This is a genomic window from Hymenobacter psychrotolerans DSM 18569 (genome assembly GCF_900142395.1).
GTDB lineage: Bacteria > Bacteroidota > Bacteroidia > Cytophagales > Hymenobacteraceae > Hymenobacter > Hymenobacter psychrotolerans.
Genome location: NZ_FRAS01000014.1, coordinates 108,176 through 128,517 on the forward strand (window position 1 = coordinate 108,176; position 20,342 = coordinate 128,517).

The 20,342-nt window shown below is 61.6% G+C and carries 19 protein-coding genes; 6 read left to right on the forward strand and 13 right to left on the reverse strand.

Translation table 11 applies throughout. The features are described 5' to 3' along the window. Positions 1 to 32 precede the first annotated feature (32 nt). On the reverse strand, positions 33 to 440 hold the full coding sequence (locus BUE15_RS13640) for a hypothetical protein (protein WP_073286013.1): 408 nt from the start codon (positions 438 to 440) through the stop codon (positions 33 to 35). A 462-nt stretch (positions 441 to 902) separates the two neighbouring features. On the opposite strand from BUE15_RS13640, the gene BUE15_RS13645 reads away from it, so the two are divergent. Together BUE15_RS13645 and lpdA are read left to right on the forward strand one after the other, a co-directional pair. Continuing rightward, a complete protein-coding gene (locus BUE15_RS13645) occupies positions 903 to 2,564 on the forward strand; it encodes a M1 family metallopeptidase (protein ID WP_073286016.1) in 1,662 nt (553 codons plus the stop codon). A gap of 246 nt (positions 2,565 to 2,810) precedes the next feature. After that, positions 2,811 to 4,217: a dihydrolipoyl dehydrogenase gene (gene lpdA / locus BUE15_RS13650; protein WP_073286020.1), complete on the forward strand. Its 1,407-nt coding sequence runs from the start codon at positions 2,811 to 2,813 to the stop codon at positions 4,215 to 4,217. Between the two features lie 63 nt (positions 4,218 to 4,280). Here the strand turns inward: lpdA and BUE15_RS21620 are convergent, their stop codons facing one another. Beyond that, complete coding sequence (locus tag BUE15_RS21620) at positions 4,281 to 4,925, reverse strand: peroxiredoxin family protein (RefSeq protein ID WP_139252293.1); 645 nt, start codon at positions 4,923 to 4,925, stop codon at positions 4,281 to 4,283. Positions 4,926 to 5,536: 611 nt separating this feature from the next. Between BUE15_RS21620 and BUE15_RS13655 the strand changes: the two genes are divergently transcribed. Beyond that, complete coding sequence (locus BUE15_RS13655) at positions 5,537 to 6,229, forward strand: hypothetical protein (protein ID WP_073286023.1); 693 nt, start codon at positions 5,537 to 5,539, stop codon at positions 6,227 to 6,229. Between the two features lie 98 nt (positions 6,230 to 6,327). Here the strand turns inward: BUE15_RS13655 and uraH are convergent, their stop codons facing one another. From uraH to BUE15_RS13685, 6 genes are all read right to left on the reverse strand, one after another. After that, the gene (uraH, locus tag BUE15_RS13660; RefSeq protein ID WP_084549048.1) at positions 6,328 to 6,744 is read right to left on the reverse strand and encodes a hydroxyisourate hydrolase; all 417 of its coding nucleotides are present in this window, start codon (positions 6,742 to 6,744) and stop codon (positions 6,328 to 6,330) included. A 189-nt stretch (positions 6,745 to 6,933) separates the two neighbouring features. After that, positions 6,934 to 7,710, reverse strand: a complete 777-nt coding sequence (locus BUE15_RS13665) for a suppressor of fused domain protein (RefSeq protein WP_073286026.1) — start codon at positions 7,708 to 7,710, stop codon at positions 6,934 to 6,936. Positions 7,711 to 7,832: 122 nt separating this feature from the next. Further along, positions 7,833 to 8,687, reverse strand: a complete 855-nt coding sequence (locus tag BUE15_RS13670; protein ID WP_139252294.1) for a DUF922 domain-containing protein — start codon at positions 8,685 to 8,687, stop codon at positions 7,833 to 7,835. A 158-nt stretch (positions 8,688 to 8,845) separates the two neighbouring features. Next, positions 8,846 to 9,304: a cold-shock protein gene (locus tag BUE15_RS13675; protein ID WP_073286032.1), complete on the reverse strand. Its 459-nt coding sequence runs from the start codon at positions 9,302 to 9,304 to the stop codon at positions 8,846 to 8,848. A 255-nt stretch (positions 9,305 to 9,559) separates the two neighbouring features. After that, positions 9,560 to 11,053 (reverse strand): TPM domain-containing protein, encoded by a 1,494-nt coding sequence (locus BUE15_RS22205; RefSeq protein ID WP_073286034.1) that lies wholly within the window; start codon positions 11,051 to 11,053, stop codon positions 9,560 to 9,562. Between the two features lie 64 nt (positions 11,054 to 11,117). Then, entirely contained in the window at positions 11,118 to 11,705 is a 588-nt protein-coding gene (locus BUE15_RS13685; RefSeq protein ID WP_073286037.1) for a pseudouridine synthase, read from the reverse strand. A gap of 246 nt (positions 11,706 to 11,951) precedes the next feature. On the opposite strand from BUE15_RS13685, the gene BUE15_RS13690 reads away from it, so the two are divergent. Beyond that, positions 11,952 to 13,439, forward strand: a complete 1,488-nt coding sequence (locus tag BUE15_RS13690) for a pectate lyase (RefSeq protein ID WP_073286040.1) — start codon at positions 11,952 to 11,954, stop codon at positions 13,437 to 13,439. Positions 13,440 to 13,524: 85 nt separating this feature from the next. Here BUE15_RS13690 and BUE15_RS13695 read toward each other — a convergent pair whose 3' ends face one another. Together BUE15_RS13695 and BUE15_RS13700 are read right to left on the reverse strand one after the other, a co-directional pair. After that, a complete protein-coding gene (locus tag BUE15_RS13695; RefSeq protein WP_073286043.1) occupies positions 13,525 to 14,190 on the reverse strand; it encodes a head GIN domain-containing protein in 666 nt (221 codons plus the stop codon). Positions 14,191 to 14,221: 31 nt separating this feature from the next. Further along, positions 14,222 to 15,409 (reverse strand): MFS transporter, encoded by a 1,188-nt coding sequence (locus BUE15_RS13700; protein WP_211617659.1) that lies wholly within the window; start codon positions 15,407 to 15,409, stop codon positions 14,222 to 14,224. Between the two features lie 332 nt (positions 15,410 to 15,741). Between BUE15_RS13700 and BUE15_RS13705 the strand changes: the two genes are divergently transcribed. After that, positions 15,742 to 16,392, forward strand: coding sequence for a T-complex 10 C-terminal domain-containing protein (locus BUE15_RS13705; RefSeq protein ID WP_073286049.1), 651 nt, complete (start codon positions 15,742 to 15,744; stop codon positions 16,390 to 16,392). A 70-nt stretch (positions 16,393 to 16,462) separates the two neighbouring features. On the opposite strand, the gene BUE15_RS13710 is transcribed toward BUE15_RS13705, so the two are convergent. The 3 genes from BUE15_RS13710 to bla form a co-directional block, all read right to left on the reverse strand. Continuing rightward, positions 16,463 to 17,584 (reverse strand): hypothetical protein, encoded by a 1,122-nt coding sequence (locus BUE15_RS13710; RefSeq protein ID WP_073286052.1) that lies wholly within the window; start codon positions 17,582 to 17,584, stop codon positions 16,463 to 16,465. Positions 17,585 to 17,666: 82 nt separating this feature from the next. Further along, on the reverse strand, positions 17,667 to 18,536 hold the full coding sequence (locus BUE15_RS13715) for an AraC family transcriptional regulator (protein WP_073286055.1): 870 nt from the start codon (positions 18,534 to 18,536) through the stop codon (positions 17,667 to 17,669). 431 nt (positions 18,537 to 18,967) lie between these two features. Continuing rightward, positions 18,968 to 19,780 carry a subclass B1 metallo-beta-lactamase gene (gene bla / locus BUE15_RS13720; RefSeq protein WP_073286058.1) on the reverse strand — a complete coding sequence of 271 codons (813 nt, stop codon included), beginning with the start codon at positions 19,778 to 19,780 and terminating at the stop codon, positions 18,968 to 18,970. A 250-nt stretch (positions 19,781 to 20,030) separates the two neighbouring features. Here bla and BUE15_RS13725 point away from each other — a divergent pair. Beyond that, the coding region (locus tag BUE15_RS13725; RefSeq protein WP_073286095.1) for an IS5/IS1182 family transposase at positions 20,031 to 20,342 on the forward strand (312 nt) is incomplete at its 3' end.

The following is a 20,342-nucleotide window of genomic DNA, read 5'->3' on the forward strand; positions in this document are numbered from 1 at the left end:
AGATTCCCATAATGATTCCCACGTCGGCGCGCCTAGGAGGCGCCCAGGCGCAGGCTGTCGGTGGCCGCCAGCCAGAGGGTGCCGTCGGGGGCAGTCCATATGTCGCCCACGTTGCTGCCCGCTTTCAACAGTGGCGGGGCCGGCCGACCGGCCCGGGTGTAGGCGCGCACGCCGGTGCCCTGCTGGCCCACCCACACCCGCTGCCCGTCGGCGGCCAGGGCCAGCGCGGTGATGAAGCGGCTGCTACCGGCCGCGCTGGGCAGCGGCAGGGATTCGAGCACGCCGTCGGGCCGAAAGCGGAACAGGCCGGCTTCGGTGCCCAGCCAGAGCTGCCCGTCGGGCAGGGCCAGCAGCTCGTTGCAGGGCACCGGGGGCAAGGGCACGCCGCCCCGGCGCAGGGCGTTGAGGGGCACCAGCTCGGTGCCGTCGTAGCGGTACACGCCCTCATCGGTGCCGGCTCAGAGCAGGCCGTCGGGCGTTTGGGTGAGGGTGCGCAGCATCAGCCGGCTTAGCACCGCATCGGGCAGCCAGCCACTGGCCGGGTCGGCGGCCGAAGCAGCCAAAGCGGTTAGCAGCATTCCCATCATGCAAAGCAACCAGCGGCCGAGCTTCATCACGGCAAAGTAAAGGACTACGGCTTCAATCCTACACTTCGTTGAGTCCCGGTTTCAGCGGTGCAACCCGGTAGCTTGCGTATGTGGTGGCGGAAGCTGCCAGCAGATGGCTACTACAGCCGCATTGGCCTGATTTCTTGCGAAATCTGTTGAGCGGCACGTCGGCCGGCAGAATGTAGTAGCGGGTGACGGCGCCGGCTGGCCGGCTACAGTGCCGCCTGCCGCGCCGGTGGGCGCAACCTGACTGGCCCGTCGGCGTCTATTCGGCTTCTGTATTTTCCTGTTGCCATGCCCCGCGCCCTGATTCTGCTTGCGTTTCTGCTCACCACCTACTGCCCCCCAGCCACGGCCCAACTGCTCCGGCCCCGGCCGGCCTTCACCCGCGCCGACTCGCTGCGCGGTGGCCTCACGCCGCTGCGCACCTGCTACGACATCAACTACTACCACCTCGATGTGAAGCTGGACGTGGCCAACCGGGCGCTCAGCGGCTCCAACCTGTTCCGCTTCACGGCCACCCAGGATTTCACGCGCCTGCAGTTCGACCTGTTTGCCAATCTGAAGGTGGATAAGGTGGAATACAAAGGCCAGCCGGTGCCGTTTACGCGGGAAGCCAATGCGGTTTTCGTGACATTCCCGCAGCCCATCCGGCAGGGCACCCAGGACGAGTTTCGGGTGTACTACTCCGGCCAGCCGACGGTGGCCAAGCGCGCACCCTGGGACGGCGGCCTCGTGTTCACGCAGGATGCCCAGGGCAAGCCGTGGGTAGCCTCGGCGTGCCAGGGCGTGGGCGCCAGCATCTGGTGGCCCACCAAAGACCACCAGGCCGATGAGGTGGACAGCATGCTCATCAGTGTTTCGGTGCCGAAGGGGTTGAAGGACGTGTCGAACGGGCGGCTGCGCAACACCACCAGGCTCAAGGGCGGCTACACCCGCTTCGACTGGTTCGTGGGCAACCCCATCAACAACTACGATGTGGCCCTGAACGTGGGCGACTACCAGCACTTCAGCGGCGGCACCTACGCCGGCGAGAAAGGCCCGCTCACGGTCGACTATTGGGTGCTGCCCGAAAACCTGGCGAAGGCCAAAACCCACTTTTTGGCCAACGTGCCGCCCATGCTCAAGAGCATGGAGCACTGGTTCGGGCCCTACCCGTTCTATGAAGATGGCTACAAGCTGGTGGACGCGCCGCACCTGGGCATGGAGCACCAGAGCGCCGTGGCCTACGGCAATAAGTACCTGAACGGCTACCTCGGCCAGGACCGCTCCAACACTGGCTGGGGCTCGAAATGGGACTTCATCATCATCCATGAAAGCGGCCACGAGTGGTTCGGCAACAACGTCACCAGCAAGGACATTGCCGATATGTGGGTGCATGAGGGTTTCACGTGCTACTCCGAGGCGCTGTTTGTGGAAAGCCAGTACGGCAAGCAGGCCGGGCAGGAGTACATCCACGGGCAGCGGCGCAACATCCAGAACAACGGCCCCATCATCGGGACGTACGGCGTGAACCAGGAAGGCTCCGGCGACATGTACGACAAGGGCAGCAACCTGCTCAACATGGTGCGCACGGCCCTCAACGACGACGAGAAGTGGCGGCAGATTCTGCGCGGCCTGGGCAGCACGTTCTACCACCAGACCGTCACGACGGAGCAGGTGGTCGGCTACATCAATGAGCAGAGCGGCCGCAACTTCACGCCCGTCTTCGACCAATACCTGCGCCACCCCGGCCTGCCGACGCTGGAAATCCGCTTCGAGCAGGACAAAGTTCTGGCCCGCTGGATTGCCGATGTGCCCGCCTTCGACCTGCCCGTGCGCCTGCGCACCAAAGGCGGCGAGTACGTGGCCCTGCCGCTCACCACCAAATTCCAGCCCCTGGCCGTGCCCGGCCTCACCAAAGACAACCTGGAAGTAGACACGTTCAACTACTACATAGGGGTGCTGGTGGAGTAGGGGCTGAAAGAACGTCATGCTGAGCGAAGCCGAAGCATCTCGCGTGCTGACGCCGGTTTACTAATCAGACATCAGCACGCGAGATTCCTCGGCTTCGCTCGGAATGACGTCCTGTTATAATGACGTTCTGTTGTAATGACAGGCTGTTCTGTTGCGGTGACCAGAACATCAGGCACAAATACACCGCTTCCCAAATTCACCGTGCGTACCTTCGCGCCAGTTGATTCTCACTGAATTCACCTTCGCATGAACCAATACGACGTCACCGTCATCGGCTCCGGGCCGGGCGGCTATGTAGCGGCCATCCGCTGCTCCCAATTGGGCCTCAAAACTGCCCTCATCGAGAAATACGACACCCTGGGCGGCACCTGCCTCAACGTGGGCTGCATCCCCAGCAAGGCCCTGCTCGACTCCACGGAGCACTTCCACAATGCCGGCCACACCTTCAAGGAGCACGGCATTGAGCTGAGCAACCTGCAGATCAACATGAACCAGCTCATCGACCGGAAAAACGGGGTGGTGAAGGCCAATACCGACGGCATCCAGTTCCTGATGAAAAAGAACAAAATCGACGTCATCAAAGGCGTGGGTTCGTTCGTCGATAAGAATCACATCAAGATTACACCCACCGCGGGCGGCGAAGAGCAGCAGATTGAGACGAAAAACGTCATCATTGCTACCGGCTCCAAGCCCACGGTGCTGCCTTTCATCCAGCAGGACAAGCAGCGCATCATCACCAGCACCGAGGCCCTGAACATCCGCGAAGTGCCCAAGCACATGATTGTAATTGGTGGCGGCGTAATCGGGCTGGAAATGGCATCGGTGTACGCTCGCCTCGGCGCGAAAGTATCGGTGGTGGAGTTCATGGACTCCCTCATCCCGACCATGGACCGCGCCCTCGGCAAGGAACTGAAGCGCATCCTGGGCAAAATTGGCATTGAGTTCTTCCTGAGCCACAAAGTAACCGGCGCTACCCGCGAGGGCGACGCCGTGACCGTAACCGCTACCAACCCGAAAGGCGAGGAAGTGAAGTTTGAAGGCGACTACTGCCTGGTAGCCGTGGGCCGCGTGCCCTACACCGCGGGCCTGAACCTGGAAGCTGCCGGCGTGCAGATGGAGGAGCGTGGCCGCATCAAGGTAGATGAGCACCTGCAAACCTCCGTGCCCGGCATCTACGCCATCGGCGACGTGGTGCGCGGCGCGATGCTGGCCCACAAGGCCGAGGAAGAAGGCGTGTTCGTGGCCGAAACCATTGTGGGCCAGAAGCCCCACATCAACTACCTGCTCATCCCGGGCGTAGTGTACACCTGGCCGGAAGTGGCCGGCGTGGGCTACACCGAAGAGCAGCTGAAGGAGCAGGGCAAGGCCTACAAAACCGGCAATTTCCCCTTCCGTGCCTCGGGCCGCGCCCGCGCCTCCATGGACCTCGACGGCTTCGTGAAAGTGCTGGCCGACAAGGAAACCGACGAAATTCTGGGTGTGCACATGATTGGCCCGCGCATCGCCGACCTGATTGCCGAAGCCGTAACGGCCATGGAGTTCCGCGCCTCCGCCGAGGACGTGGCCCGCATGAGCCACGCCCACCCCACCTACGCCGAAGCCATGAAGGAAGCGTGCCTAGCCGCCACTGAGAACCGCGCGATTCACATGTAATTCTGCTATTACAGTAGCAACTAAAAGCGGCTGCAGCTCCTGGGAGTTGCAGCCGCTTTTTATTTAGTCAATATAAACACTATTGGTTAAACAAGCCTCTAAAACTGGTTTGTACCTCTGTATCGTTTTTGATGCATTCGTGTAGCTTCCTGAAAATGCATAAGTGACTTTGCCGTTTGTATTAATAAACAAAATGATAGGTCCGCCTATGGGTGGTCCGCCAACTGGCTCACTGAATAGTGGTGCCCATAATGAATCGGCGTTTGCGACCTGTGGAAAGTTGAAAGGATATTCTGTGATAAATTGTTTTACTGATTTGGTATCATTAGGCGAAAAGCCAATGAACCTAACACGGCCTTTGTATTTTTCAGAAAGAATATTTAAAGCAAGAATGTTTTCATAATCGTATTTAGCATAGTTTGACGGTGTGTTAGGTAGCGGGATAGACCAGTAGTAAAGTACTACTGCTTGGTCATCAGTAGCTAGAGTATTTATGATTGTGTTGTCAATTGAAGTGGCAGTAATATCGGGTCCATTCGCTCCCCTAATACACTTATATGTGGCAAATTCTGCCATCAATTCGGCATGTAGATCATTAGGGGTAGCTGATTTTTTGTTTGCCTTGCATTTGGCAAACACTTCGGCGAAATTATCCTGCTGCGAACAGGAGCAAAGGCAGAAAAGAATTAAAAAGAGATGGATTTTCATAAGTTGGTAGATTGAATTACTGTTGGTCATCATATGTTTTATACACCGATTTGAATCCGGTTTTAATGTGCTTAATAATGCCAGCCCTAAATGATGATAGTTTCACCTTCCAGCAGCTTGCTTAGGTCCTCGATGATGTGCAGAAGTAATGCGCTAACAAGATAGCGCCTTCCTCGCACTTGCTCGGCTGTGCCGAGTGAGCCCTATGCCCCAGCAGCTGTGCTGCGTGCGTCTGCACGGTAGAACGAAGCGGCGCGGCCGGATTCGGGGCACAGCCCCTCGGGCGTAGGGCCTCACTCGGCATAGCCAAGCGAGTACAGTAGCGCAACCAAGCCCCATATCCTCATCGTAACCACTCCGAAACCATTCCACCCACCCACTTCCCCGCTGGAAGTGCCCGGATACGAATACATCCGAGCCTTTCCGCTCCGGAAGTGCTCCGAAATAAATACATCGGCCCTCTTCCGGGGCGGAAGTGGACGGATACGATTATTTCTAAGCACTTCCGTGGCGGAAGAGGAGGAAAATTTTTACATCCGGGCACTTCCGGATGGTGGGGGTGGCGGCGGAAATGCTACCTTATCAGCATCATTTACCATACCCTTATTTCCATGTCAGATTCGCTTACTCCGGCTCCGGCCGGCACCCCTAAACCTATCCGCCGCACCAGCCAGCTGCCCACTTCGGGAGTGGAGCTGGCCGCACTGGCCACCACCGTCGCCGGGGCCTGGCAAACCTCGGAGCTGCCCGCCCTGCTCTGGCTCACCAAAGCCGACCTGGCCGCGCTGGCCGCCAGCTTCGCCCAGCACCGCGACGCCGCCGATGCGGCCGGCGACACCCGCACGCCCCAGGCCAAGCGCCTCCAGGCCCTCGATAAGCAGCTGGCCAAGGGCCTGCCCTTCGTGAAAAACTACCTGGCCGAAGAGCACGAGGAAAACGAGGGCCGCGCCTACTACGCCGAGTTCGGCATTGAAAAAGTGGGCGACAAATACACCCTGCCCGCCGCCCGCACTGAGCGGCTAAAGTCGCTGAACAAGCTGCTGAAAGCCCTCAACACCCACAACTTCGACAAGAAAAAATACGGCACGGCCTTCTGGCAGCCACTGGCCACCGAGTATGCCCAGCTGGTGCAGGACAGCGCCGCCGCGGCCGGCGAGCGGAGCAGCAAAGTCAGCGCCAAAAGCCAGGGCGAGCAGCAGCTGCGCAAGGCGCTGGGGGCCCTCATCCACCACATCAAAGCCAACTACCCCGACACCTTCGCGGCCCATCTGCGGGCGTTTGGCTTCCAGAAGGAAAGCTACTAGCAGCGGGCATCCGCGTATCACTACGCAGAAACGCAACAGCGGCGGCAGTTCCCGGGAGCTGCCGCCGCTGTTGCGTTTTGTCAGGAAACCGGGTGGCCTCAGCTGCCGCGGTAGGTGGAGTAGCCGTAGGGCGAGAGGGTGATGGGCACGTGGTAGTGCGCGCCGTCCTTGATTTCGAATACCACCTCAATGAAGGGATAGAACGACTGCTGCTGCTTGCTCTCGAAATAGGGCTGCGTCAGGAAGGTGAGCTTGTAGGTGCCGGGCGTGCCGGCGGTGCTGCTTGAAGGGAGGAAGTCGGGGATGCGGCCGGCGGCATCGGTCTTCTTCTCGGCCACGGTGGTCCAGGTTTTCTGCGCGGCGTTGTACTGGTGCAGGCGCACCGTTACGCCGGGCGCGGGCTGCCCCGTACTGATATCGAGGATGTGGGTGCTGAGCTGGTTTTTGGCCGGGGTGGCCTGGGCCAGGCCCAGCAGGGGCAGTACACTCAGCAGGCAAATAAGGAGGGTTTTCAACGGGCGGAGGGCGCTAGGTACAACAATAGCCGGCCCCAGCTGGGCGCAGCGTACCCTGCAGCAACACCGCCGCCACCCGAATGTTGGGCCGCGCCGGCCGCTTGCCCGCAACGCACCCGTCGCCCGACGCCCTAGCGGCCGCAGCCCCGGAACTGCGGCCGCTAGGGCGTCAGGCGACGGCCGGAAGCGTTACCACAACCCCAGGAAGCCTTTTTTGGCGGCTGCGTTCGGGCGGTCCAGGTCCACTACATCCGTAATGCCGTGCTCCTCGAACTTATCAAGCAGCGCCTCCACGCCCTTGCGCATCTTCAGGTCCATTTCTTCCTTATAAATGGCGTAGAGGGAGTAGAAATAGATGGTTTTCTCTTCACTGATCTTCAACTCCCGGAACTCTTCGGGCAGGCTGATGGAGGGCAGCAGCAGCATGCAGCCCAGCTTGGTGTCGGCGGCAAACGGCTCGGCGTCTTCCCCGTTGGGGATGGTGTGGCCGGAACCCAGCCAGGTGCGGTACTCGTGCGGGAAGCGGGCCAGATATTTCAGCCACCAGATGGGCCAGTATTGGTCGTTGATGTCCTCTTCCTCGTCGTGGTTGGCATCGGGGCCCAGCTCAGGAAACTCCCAGGTGCTGGGCAGCAGGATGCACAGCTCGGCGTAGCGCCAGTCCTCGGCCCCTTCGGGCACCGTCATGGGCCGGTCGCTCATGCCGGAGGTCACCAGCAGCTTAAACGGGAAGTCGGCGCTGGGCTCCACGAAATGTACATCCAAGTGCACCTTGTCGGAAATGAGTTCGTGAAACACCCCGCTCACCGGCCCAATGTGGCGCTCAATGTGCTCGGAAATGGCCTCAATCGTCGTGTCGTCGCCGGAGGCCAGGCTAAATTCCTCGGGCTCTACAGTGTCGTAGCGGTACACCGGGCTGCCGGAAGGCGTCAGCTCCTGTTCCGGGTTGGATTCGTGCTCTGTCATAGGATAGCGGAAGTAATGAAACGTATGAAACCGGGAGACGAAATGTAGCACTAAGCCGCCAGTAACCTTTCGGAATCGGTCAGCAAAACCAGCGGGCTCGTGAGGTGCTGGCTTCCGGCCTCCTACAGGCTGGTTTTCACCGTCAGCGACTTGTCGGCGTAGGGCTGCAGGGCCGTGAGCTGCTGCGCTACCTTCTGCTGCCAGAGCGGCAGCCGGCCCGGGTCTTTGTAGACCTCGCTGTCGTAGGCGTCCTGCATGGTCTGGCATTCGGTGAGCACCTGCCGGAACACCGCTTCGTGGCGCTGCTCCAGCTCGCGGCTGGTGGGGGCCTGCTCCTGCAGCAGCCGGGTCAGGAGGCGGGCATGCAGTTCCACAATATCGAAGTGCACCTGCTCGTGGGCCAGCACCTGCTCGTTCTGCGCCGAGGGTTTGAAATAAGAGTTGCGGCAGTCGAAATACGTTTCCACCTGCAGCCGCACCTTGCCCAGGCCCTGCCCGCGGTAGCGGTACCGGATGCTGCTGCTGGTAGCCGCCTGAAACGGCCGGTTCTCGATGCTGCCTTTGAAATCGGCCTGCTGCAGGCGGCGCGCCGGGGTCCAGACGATTTCCTTTTCGTAGGGCGTCAGGTCGGGCAGGCGCATGGCCTTGGCCCTGATCTGGTGGCAGGTGCTGCGCAGGCTGGGCAGGCGGTGCTCGTAAATCCAGAGCGTATTGGCGCCGAGGCTTTTGGCACGCTCCACGGCCAGGGCTTCCACCTTGTCGTAGTCGCAGATGAGGGTAAAGCCCGTATCCTTGATCTGAATATCGCCCAGCTCCTCGCCCTGCACATTGAAGCCTTCGCCTTCTTTGATGACGAGAAATGGCTCCTGGGTGGCCAGCGGAGCCAGTTGCGGCCGCGGCGCGCCCGACTGAATTTTTACGCCCGGTGCGCAGGCCGCCATGCTCAGGCAGAGCACAGCCATCAGGATACGTTGCATAAAGCTAATCGACAGATAGTTCAGGGCGGCCGGCTTCCCGGCCAGGCCAGGCAATTTTCCGGCCGGTACAAAGCTAGGAGCTGCCGCCCCAAACGCCAAGCGGCCGAAACTCCGGGGAGCTTCGGCCGCTTGGCGTTTGGGGCGGCAGAAGCGCCCTGCTATTCGGTGTCCAGTTTCACGGCAAAGGCGCTGGGGCCTTTCTGGCCCATCTCCACTTCGAAGGTCACTTTATCATTTTCCTTGATCTGCTGCGTCACGTTGTTGGCGTGCACGAAGATGCTCTGCTGGGTCAGCTTATCCTTGATGAAGCCGTAGCCTTTCGAGTCGTTGAAGAACGTAACCGTGCCTTTCCGGATCGGATCTTCCTCCTCCATATCTTCCTGGCGGATGGCCCCGATGCGGATATCCTCGGTCTTGATTTCGCGCTTCTTCTTGGGGTCCGGCGGCGTGGCGGAGATGTTGCCATCTTCATCCACGTAGGCAAGCATTTCTTCCAGGCCCTGGCCCTTCTTAGCGTTAGCCTGGCGCTCTTCCTTTTTCTCGGCCTTCTCGTTGCGCTTCTTTAGTCGTTTTTTCTCATTTTCCTTCTTGCCGAAGGTTGCCTGCGATTTGCCCATGCTGTGTGGTTGAGTGATATGTTAGCCGATTGGCGGTGATGCTGCTTTGTTCCTTAGTATACGTGCATAGATAAAAACCGATATTAGGTAGTAATAGTTCGGTATCATCTGCCACATTCCTGCTACTCTGCGGAGCGGCGGTGGCGGCACTAAACGTCACGTAACGGGGTACGCCAAGGGCCCGCATAACCTGCGCCGGCCCCGGCAGCTTGCCAAAGATACGCAGCTTGCCGCAGCTTCAGCTATCTGTGGCTACTACCAGCTGCTGCCGGCCCCGCCACCACCCGACGAACCGCCCGACGACGAGCTGCCGGACGACGAAGTCGAGGACGAAGATGAGGACGAAGAGGAACTGCCGGAAGAAGTAGAAATCCGGGGAATGGTGTACCGTTCCTTTTCCTCGTGGTTGCAGAAATAGCACCGAAACACATGGTAGCCCCAGCCCCCCGACGAAGTGGTAGCCCGTTCTACTACCTGGTCGGCGCGGGGCTGCAGGGTCTGGTGCCGGCACTTCGTGCAGGTGCGCACATCGGTGCCGAGTTCCGGATAGGCCAGCGTCAGGGTGTGCTGGCACTGGGGGCATTGCCACACGTCGTAGTCAATGGACTTGACGTGTTCTTCGGCGGCCTGGCTGAGCGCCAGGTGGTCGTCATCAGTCTGCTCAGCCAAGCGGCGCATAGCGGTGGCGCAGTGGGGGCAGGCGTAGGGCGCTTCGCGGAGCTGCCGCACGTGCTGCCGGTAGTGGCGCCAGTAAAACCACAGCGGCAGCGGCAGCAGGTAGGCCAGAAAGCCCAGGCCATAGTGCGCCTCGTGCAGCAGCAGGTAGCGCTGGTGGCGGCTATCGGCGCCCTCTGGCAGCGCCTGCGCCCGGCGCCGCACCAGCACCAGAAAGCCGCCCACATACAGCAGCAACAGCACATATAGCCCGCCCAGCACCGCCAGAATATCGAGCAGCCGAGCCGTCAGAAACGCATGAAAGCCCAGGCCCAGCGTCAGCAGCATCAGCAGCATGGAGAGGGCGCCGTAGCCGGGGCTGGTGGCGTGCAGGCAGTACCAGAGGTAGGCGTAGACCAGCAGAGAGGCCACGCTGCTGAACCCCACTATCAGCAGGACACCATCACCGGGGCCCCGGCTGGGAACTTCCTCGGCACTGTACTGCGGCGGCTCAGGCTGTATTTCCGGGGCGAGGCCGTAGCTAAGGGCAGTGCGGGTAGTGTCCTCCATGGTGCCAAGGGTGAGCTGCCGGATGGTAGCGGCTACGCCCTGGCGCACGGCCTCGTCGGGCGAGCCGGCCTTCAGGGCGGGCACCATGTAGCGCTGCTGAATACGAAAGCACAGCACGTCGGGCAGGTCGGCTTCCAGGCCGTAGCCGGTTTCAAACTCAATGCGCCGCTGGTCCATTACCAGCAGCATCAGCAGACCATTATCTGAGTCTTTGTCGCCGATTTTCCAGCGGTTGAACAGCTCATGGGCCGCGGTTTTCGGCGACTCGTCCCCGATGCTGGAAACCAGTACCACATCAATGTGGGCCCGGCCGCTCTGGTCCAGAGCCCGCAGGGTGGCATTCAGGTCGGCGACGGTACCGGGGGCCAGCACTTGGTTTGGGTCGCTGACGTAAGCTTCGCCCAGCGTTTTGGGGTCGGGTGTGGTGGTGAGGTAGGTGGGGGCCGTGGGCTCGGGCGTGGAGTTGCAGGAAGCCAGCAACAGCACCGGCAGCAGGCACAGGCGCACGTAGCGAAGGAGCATCATACCAGAGAGGCTGCGGAGAGAAGCGCCCGGCCAAGGTACGGAGCCCGTAGCAACTCCCGATGAGCTACTCCGGCAGCGGCAGCAGCTCCGGTACTTCGCGCACCTCGCCGGGTTGCAGGTCGCCCAGCCAGATGTGCCCGATGCGCACCCGCACCAGCCGCAGCGTAGGGAAGCCGGCGGCGGCCGTCATTTTGCGCACCTGCCGGTTTTTGCCCTCCTTCACCGTGATGCTCACCCAGCTGGTAGGCCCGTGCCGGTCGTCGCGGATTTTGCGGGGCCGGGGAGGCAGGTCGGGCGGGGCGGGCAGGCGGAAGGCGGCGCAGGGCAGCGTCAGGTAGCGGCCTTCGGGCACACTGATTTCCACGCCCTGCTGCAGCAGCGCCACGGCTTCGTCGGTGATGAGGCCATCTACCTGCGCGTAGTATTCCTTCTCCACGTCTTTGCGGCGCACCCGCTCACTCACGCGCCCGTCGGTAGTGAGCAACAGCAGGCCCTCGCTGTGCTCATCGAGCCGGCCCACCGACATGGTGCCTTCCGGAAAATCGTGCAGCGCGCCCAGAAACTTCTTTTTGCGGGCCTCCCGCGCATCTTCGCTGATGAACTGGCTGAGGTAGCCGAAAGGCTTGAAAAGCAGAAAGTGACGGTGCGGCATTCGAAAGAAAAAGGAGTAGAGGCGCCGGGCAGCAGGCCCCGGCCGCCGCAAAGCTACGACAGCGCCTGCCGTATGCCTGGCCGTGCGGCCCCGCTGGCAACGATGCCGGCATCGTTTGCGCAAAGAAATATGCCGGCGCATGCGGCCCGGACCCGGCTCCGGGGTTAGTATCAGACTGCCGAAGGCTGCAACCAGTATTCGTGCCTTCAGCTACTGACCTGCTCTGCTACTCCCACACGCTACTCTATGTACCAGAAATTCCGCCTCCCCCAACTACTTCGTATTGTTTCAATTGGCAGCTGTGGTGCGCTGGCGCTACTAGCCACGGCGGCCATACCGGCAGCGGCGCAGCAGCCGGCGTTTCCGGGGGCCGAGGGGGCCGGGCGTTTCACGAGTGGCGGGCGCGGTACGGTGGCAGTGCCGACTACGGTGTTTGAAGTAACCAACCTCAACGACGACAACCAGCCCGGCAGCCTGCGCTATGCCCTCACCAAGGCCGCGCCCGCCCGCACGGTGGTGTTTCGGGTGTCGGGCACTATTCATCTGCTTTCGCCGCTCACCATCAGCAAGGCCAACACCACCATTGCGGGCCAAACCGCACCCGGCGACGGTATCTGCCTGGCCGACTACCCGGTGAGCGTGAAGGCCAACAACGTGATTATCCGGTTTGTGCGCTTCCGGATGGGCGACAAAAACCAGAACAAAGGCCAGGTAGACGGGGGCGGCGGCGACGACGCTTTCGGGGGCGTGCGCAACAGCCGCCTGATAGTGGACCACTGCACTATGAGCTGGAGCACCGACGAGGTGATGTCGGTGTACGAAGGCGACAGCACGACGCTGCAGTGGAACCTGCTGAGCGAGCCGCTCAACTACTCCTACCACTTCGAAACCGGCGACACCGACTTTGAGCGGCACGGCTACGGCGGTATCTGGGGCGGGCAGCACGCCACCATGCACCACAACCTGTTTGCACACTGCAACAGCCGCACGCCCCGCTTCAACGGCAGCCGCTACACCCACCCGGCCGGCTTCGAAAACGTGGATTTCCGCAACAACGTCATCTACAACTGGGGCGAAAACAACGTGTACGCCGGCGAGGGCGGCAACTACAACCTCGTGGGCAACTACTACAAGCACGGCCCCAGCACCAAGGAAAGCGTGAAAGCGCGCGTCGTGAACCCATATAAGCTCGACAAAGGCAAGAATCCGCTGCCTTATGGCAAGTTCTACCTCAGTGGCAACTACGTAGACGCCAGCGCCGACATAACTCGCCACAACTGGCGCGGCGTAACAATGCAGGGCGGCACCGCCGCCGATACCGTGCTGTCGAAGGTAGACCAGCCTTTTGAGTTGGGCCCAGTGACTACCCAGACCGCCCCGAATGCCTATGCTGCCGTGCTCCAGAGCGTAGGTGCCAGCCTGCCCCGCCGCGACACGCTCGACCAGCGCATTATCCGGGACGTAACCCAGCGCCGGGGCCGCCTGATTGATGTGCAGGGCAGCTACCCGCACGGCACGCCCTACAGCGTGTCGCAGAAAGCCTGGCCGGAGCTGAAATCTGCGCCCGCGCCCCTAGATACCGACCACGACGGTATGCCCGATGCCTGGGAAAAGCGCCACGGCCTCAACCCCAACGACCCCGCCGACCGCGCCAAAACCAGCCCCGACGGCTATACCATGCTGGAAGTGTATCTGAACAGCCTGGTGGTGCTGCCTGCGGCCAAGGGCAAGTAGTAGGCGGTGCCGGAACGGCCGGAAATAGTAGCGGCAGCAGTTTCGTGGAACTGCCGCCGCTGCTGATGAAGCTACTGCGAAAGGGCTAGCGCAAGCGGGCTTTGCCTTTGTTGCGCACGTCGCTGGCTCCGGAGCTACGCGCCGACAGCTCCTCATCCACGAAAACGTAGGCATCAGAAGCACCGGAAGCCTGCACGTCGGCTTTGCGGCTTTGCAGGTTGGAGGCCTGGTAGTCGCTGCTGCCGCTGATTTGGACCTGCTGGCGCTCCACGTGGCCCGAAAGGCGCACATCGGAGGCGCCTGAAGCCTGCACGGTCAGGTTCTGGGCATCGAGGCGCAGTGTCACGTCGCTGGCGCCGCTGGCCCGGATGCTGAAATCATCAGCCTTGAAGGTAGATTCGCTCTTGACGTCGGAGGCGCCGCTGGTTTCCACTCCGGTCAGGCGGGGGCAGGTCACGTACACCGTCACTTTTTTGTTGCTGAAGAACTGCATGGGCGCGTCTTTGTCGCGGTAAATCGTGAGTGTGCCGTTCTGCACTTCAGTCCGGATGTACTTCTCCACGTCGCTGTCGGCCTCCACTTTTACTTGCGTTTCCGGCCCTTTGGTGAGTACCACGTTGCAGGCTCCACTGGTTCTGAGCTTCTGAAACGCCGCTACCTGGCGGACCTGCTGCGCCTGAGCGGCTGCCACCGAAACAACACTGAGTACGGCCGCAGCGGCCAACGACTTGAGGAGGGGAAAAGTACGCATGGCAAAGGGCTGAAAGAGTGGAACAACTGGCTTACTCTTCTACAGATGTAGCCGCCGCTGCCACCGTTGCCCGGGCCGCCGGATTTTTCTCCAGTGCCGGTTCCTGTGGTACGTCTTCCAGCAGCCGTACCAGCGCCATTACCAGCGTGCCCAGTAGCGCCACCAGCCCAAACGACCACCGCAGGCTGGCCGCCTCCGCCACAAAGCCCACTACTGGCGGCACCACCAAAAACCCGAAATAGCCGACCGTAGAAACCGCCGCAATAGCCGGGCCCGAGCTGAGCGCCGCCGTGCGGCCCGCCATACTGAACACCATCGGCACTACGCACGACACGCCCAGCCCCACCAGCACGAAGCCCAGCCCGGCCGCCACCGGCGTGGGCACCAGCGCCGCCAGCCCCAGGCCCAGCGTCATCAGCAGGCCGCTGTAGTGCAGCATTGGCTTCACCCCGAAGCGGCTCACGAGCCGGTCGCCGAAGAAGCGCCCGGCCGTCATGGCCACCATATACACCGCAAACCCAATGGCAGCCGACTCCTGCGGCACCTGCACGGCTTTCTGAAAATAAATACCGCTCCAGTCGTACATCGTGCCCTCGCAGGCCATGCAGGCAAACGCAATGGCGCCGAATTTCAGCAGGGCTTTGTCGGGCCAGACGAAGCCGGTCCGTTTGGGCTCGGTCGGGGCTGGCTCGATGGGCAGGCTGTGCGGAAAAAAGTAAACGGCCACCGCTGATAAAGCCACCGCAACGGCCACAAAATGGTAGTCGGGCATAATGCCCAGGCGCACCAGCAAGGCGCCCACGGCCGCCGCCGCAAAACCTGCCACGCTCCAGATACCGTGAAAACTGGCAATAATGGAGCGCGAATACAGCTTCTGCACCGCCACCGACTGTGCGTTCATGGAGATATTGAGCAGGTTGCGCGAGGCGCCGAAGCAGAACAATAGCGCCACCAGCTGCCAGGTGTGCCGCGTGAAGCCGAGCAGGGCCAGCGCCACGTTGTAGAGCACGGCACCCACCAGCATAATCTGCCGGCTGCTGAAGCGCCGCAGCAACAGCCCCGTCACGGGTAGGGCCAGCAGCAGGCCACTGGGCAGCGCAAACAGCACCGCGCCCAGCTGCGCTTCATCCAGCCCCAGTGTATGTTGTATGGTCGGAATCCGGGAGGCCCAGGTTGAAAATCCGAACCCTGATACAAAGAAAAACAGAGCAATTGCCACACGTGCCTGCCGCGGCGTGGTCTGTCCCGAAACATCCTGCATACTCAACTTCCTTTCTGCTCAGATACAAAGCTAACCCGGCCATCTGGAAGCACGTGCGCAACATAATCGGGTTTGCTGTAATTGCTTATTGGAGAGGGTGGTAATGGATTTATCGGCAGGCTGGGTGGCCTTGTGCTCTGTTGATGTGACGTGCCGGGTACAGCGCCCCGGCCGGCAGCTTGCCTCAGGCCGCTGCCGCAACCTGCCCGCAACCTGCCCGCAACCTGGGCCGTATCAGCCCACCGTATAGCCTGCTGGCTATATGCAGATTTCCATCGATTCTCTTTCCTATGAATAAGACCCTGCTCCTTGCTTCGGCTGCCGTTACGCTGCTGGCCGCTTCCTGCACCCAGGATAAGCCGGCCGCTGTTGACGCTGCCACCACTCCCGCCGCCGATACTGCCGTAGTAGTTTCTGATGCGCCCCTGAACGATACCGCCGCTTACCGCACCGATGCTGACCGCCTCGCCGCCCGCATTGCCGAAGACCTCAAGCTGACGGACACGGTAGTCGTGACGCGCATCGAGAAAACCTACTACACCCGGGGCCGCCGCCTCAACGAAATCGAGACGCGCTACGCCACCGATACCACCGGCCGCTACGCTGCCCTGCGCCAGGTAAACGACGACACGGACCGCGAGGTGAAAACCATCGTGACGGACCCAAACCAGTACAACACGTATTCGTCTAACCGCGACACGTACTACAGCGGCACGCCTTACACCGCCGCAACAGTGCGCGAAACCGCTCCGGCCGCCCGCCGCAGCAGTGGCCCGGCCATCGTGAAGTACGACAAGAAAGCCAATGGCGAAACGAAAATCGTGTACTCCAACGGCAAAACGGTGAAAGTAGACAAAGACGGCGACCGGAAAACCGAGTATCCTAACGGCACCAAAGTGAAGCGCGACGCCGATGACGGCAACGTGAAAGTGAAAGACTAGTATTTGCGCTACCACAGACCAAAAAGCCCCCATGTCCTTCGGCGTGGGGGCTTTTGTGCACTAAAGTTACTCACTTATTAACGCCGTAGCCGCGCAGTTCAGCATCGATACGCTGGTTCCAGCGCTGCTGGGCGGCGGCATCGGTGCCGTGGTGGGTTTCGTTGTCGTACTGCTCCTGCAGACGGTTCATTTCGGTGAAGGACTTGAGGTACTGCAGCTGCAGAATGCTGTTGTAGTCTTCCACGGTCAGGCTGTCGGGAGTGGCTTTGCGCCGAAACCGCTCGGCCACCAGCTTCACAATATCGAAGTGGCGCTGCTCGTGGTTGAGGTGATACGCAGTCTGCTGGCCGGCGCCCACCCACGAGGAGCTCCGAACCACAAACACCTGCAGGGTCAGGTCCAGCTCTACCACGCCGTTCTTCACGCGGGGCTGCCCGCCGTAAGCAAAGCTCGGAAACACCGCCGCCGCAAAGTTGCCCGGTCTTGGCTTACCCGTGAAATCAGCCCAGCGCAACGGCCGCTCGGGGTCGTAGAAAAGCGTATCGGGCTCGGTGCGGCGCAGGTCGTTGCGGAAAGAAGGCCGCACACCGGTAGCCAGGCGCACATCATGGGCCGCCGCACCATTCATCCAGGTATTCAGGTAGCGCAGCGCATCGGTCAGGGAGCGGCGCAGAGTGGGTTCCACCAGCCCCGGGTCGGTGAGCGGGCGGCCGTAGCGGGCGCCGCCGCGGTACTCGGTCAGTAGCACCGTCGGGCCGTCGGGCCGTGCCCATTCGAAGGCCAGATGCAGGCTGACGCGCCCTTCCACCTGCCCGCCCGGCGCCGCCGTCTCCGTTACGCGGCACTCTTTTACGCTGATAGTAACCGGCCGCAGCGCGGCGTTGCGGGGCAGGCTGTTCCGGAAAAACTGCCGCAAGGCTGCCGTGCCGCCACCCTGCAGGTCTACGGCAACCGGGGCCGCCGCTGGTGTGCCGGGCCGGGCGGGAGCGGGCAGCAGCCACGCTACCGCCGTGCGGTCGGGCCGCTCGTCGCGGATATCGGCCAGGGTGAACGTAGTGGGGCGCAGCTCCAGTGCGGTGGGCTGCAATATTAAGGGCTTCGGCTGGCTGGCCGGGCCAGCGCCCAGTGCCACCAGCAGCAGCAAAAGCCAGCCGGTTGTCCTCCGCCAGCGGCTCGGGCAGATATCAGGCATACACTACAGGAATAACAGCAACCATCAGTTGCCATACACCCGGCCACGGCCGGGCGTTCCGCTTCCCCGCAAAACCTGTCGTCTACGCTGCTGCGCGCTGCCGGCGGTATTCGGTGGGGCTGTAGCCGGTGTAGCGCCGGAACGTCTTGTTGAAGTGCGACAGGTTGTTGAAGCCGCTGGCGTAGCACACTTCCGTCACCGACAGGTCATCGTCGAGCAGGCGGCGGCAGGCTTGGCCCACGCGGTACTCCTGCAGAAACTCGGTGAGCGTCAGGCGGGTCATTTTCTTGAAGTAGCGGCAGAACGCCGGCACCGACAAGTGCGCCACCTCCGCCACCTGCTGCACCGAGAGGCTGGACCGGAAATAGTGCTGCTCCACAAACTGATATACCCGGCTCAGGCGCTGCTGTTCCTTACCGCTCAGCGACTGGCTGCCCGCCCCCGCGTGCAGGGGCGTGTAGTCGTCGGTGGTGGCCTGGGCCAGGCGCTGCAGCACCTGCAGCAGCAGCAGCAGGCGCGTGAAGGGCGGCGCCACCAGCAGCTGCCGCAGCAGCTCGCCGACGGCCACCCGCGTGCGGCCCCCAAACGAAAGCCCCTCGTGCGAGCGGGCCAGCAGCTGCCGGATTTCCGCCATTTCGGGGTGCTGCCAGAACTCCGGCCCCAAGAAGTCGGAGCGCAGCTGCACCACTATTTCCTCGAACGGAGTGCCCGCCGGCAGGCCGTAGCTGAACGTCAGGTGGGGCAGGTCGGGCCCGATGAGGACCAGCTCGCCTTCTTCAAACCGCGAAATGTGCTGCCCGATGTGGCGCCGGCCACTGCCCTGCGGAATATAAACCAGTTCGTATTCAGGGTGGTAGTGCCAGAGCAGCCCCGCGCTTTGCACCTCGGTGTAGTGCAGCAGCGTGAAGGAACTGTCGGCGGTGGGATGAATAGGCTCAAACTGGAGCTTCATGGCGGATAATGCCGTACTGGCTTAATGTTTTCACAAGATTAACACATTTGGTCAATACAGCACCCGGATTGGGTAACTAAGTTGTAGTAGTGCCTACAGATCCTCCCGAAATTGTGTCAGTATTCAACGCAGCTTCAGAAGATTACTGCTAAGCAGTGAGATGAGGCTGTAACTGATTGCTGATGAGCGGGAAAGCAATAATCGGGATGTGTGAGCTCCGGCCGCTTGGGCCGCTGAAACCATAGGGTAGAAATAGCTGACGCAAGTCAGTTGGTGAGTAGGCCCCTAACCCTGCTCACCGCCAGTATCCGGCGGCATTGGGTGGGAATTTTGCCGCTGGACCGTTCGCGACTCCTATCGCCGGACGATAAAAAAGCTGAAACCTGTAGGTTTCAGCTTTTTTCGTTTCCGCGCCGGCCGTAGCCCGGAAGTTATGGCTTATCGTTGAGGGCAGTCTGGGTTTTGGGCGTTTTGAGGGCATTCAGCAGCCCCAGCGTGTGCGTAAACAGCGCGGTGCTGCCCCACTGGCCGTGGCCGGGCACCACAATGCGGGCCTTGGGGTAGCGCGCCGCCACGGTGCGCAGCGTGGTTGGCCACGCTTTCAGGTCGGCCTCATCGATGTTGCCCAGGTTGGGTGCCGCCGCTTCTTTCACCAGGCAGCCCCCGAAAAGTATCTGCTGCTTCGGCAGCCACGCCACCAAGTTGTCGGGGGAGTGGCCGGGGCCGGGCGAAAACAGCTCCAGCCGCGTGCGCCCCGCCCGGATAACGGTGTAGGGCTTGATAGCGGGCATAGGCGTGCCGAACGGGAGTTTAGCGGCTCGTTTGGCCGTGAGCGGCGTACTATACACGTTGATTTTATTAGCCCGCAGTACCGCCAGGCCTCCCAGCCGGTCTTCGTGGGCGTGCGAAATCACCACGAGTCGCACGCGCTGGTGCAGGCTGTCGGCCACCCAGCGCAATAGTTCCAGGGTTTGCTCCGGGTCCCAGGCCGTGTCAATCAGCAGAGCCCCTTTACTGGTGCTGATGATCAGGCCATTGGACGGAACCGGGGCCGCCTTGCCGGGGTAGCGCCGGTAGGAAGTATGCACGAAAACATCGGGGGCTATGCGGCGTACCTGCAGGTGCAGCGGAGCAGGTTTTGGGCGGGGCGGCCGGGCCGCCAGAAGCAAAGGAGCCAGCAGAAAAGCGGCCAGGAACAGCAATGGAAACCGCCGCAACCGGCGGTAAAAAGGCAAAAAGGGCATTCTGGTACGTAATGACAAGCTCCCCTAACGGTGCCCGGTGCCCGATAGTGCCCTGACTGGCAAAAGTGCCACCCAATCGGAGAATACTCCGGCTGGGGCATAAGCGCAACCGTAAGCCATAGCAGGCTGCCGCTATTTTTCTGATCTTTCAGCAGGAGCGCACACGTAGTGGTTGGTGGCGCAGCACTGCGTGCAGCCGGGTTTTCCGACTTAGAGCACCTAACAAAACCGGTTTTCGTATGCTGGTGGTATGGCAAAGCAACTGGTATCGGATGAGCTATGGGACATGGTGGAGCCGCTTCTTCCGCCAGTTCCCCCGCGTCCCAAGGGCGGGCGGCCGCGTGTGGAGGACCGGGCCGCGTTAACGGGTATTCTGTTCGTGTTGCGCAGCGGTATTCCGTGGGAGATGCTGCCGGCGGAAATGGGCTGTGGCTCGGGCATGACGTGCTGGCGGCGCTTGCGCGACTGGCACGAGGCCGGCGTGTGGCAGCGCCTGCACCAGGTGTTGCTCGACCGGCTGGGCCAAGCCGGGCAACTCGACTGGTCCCGTGCCAGCCTGGAC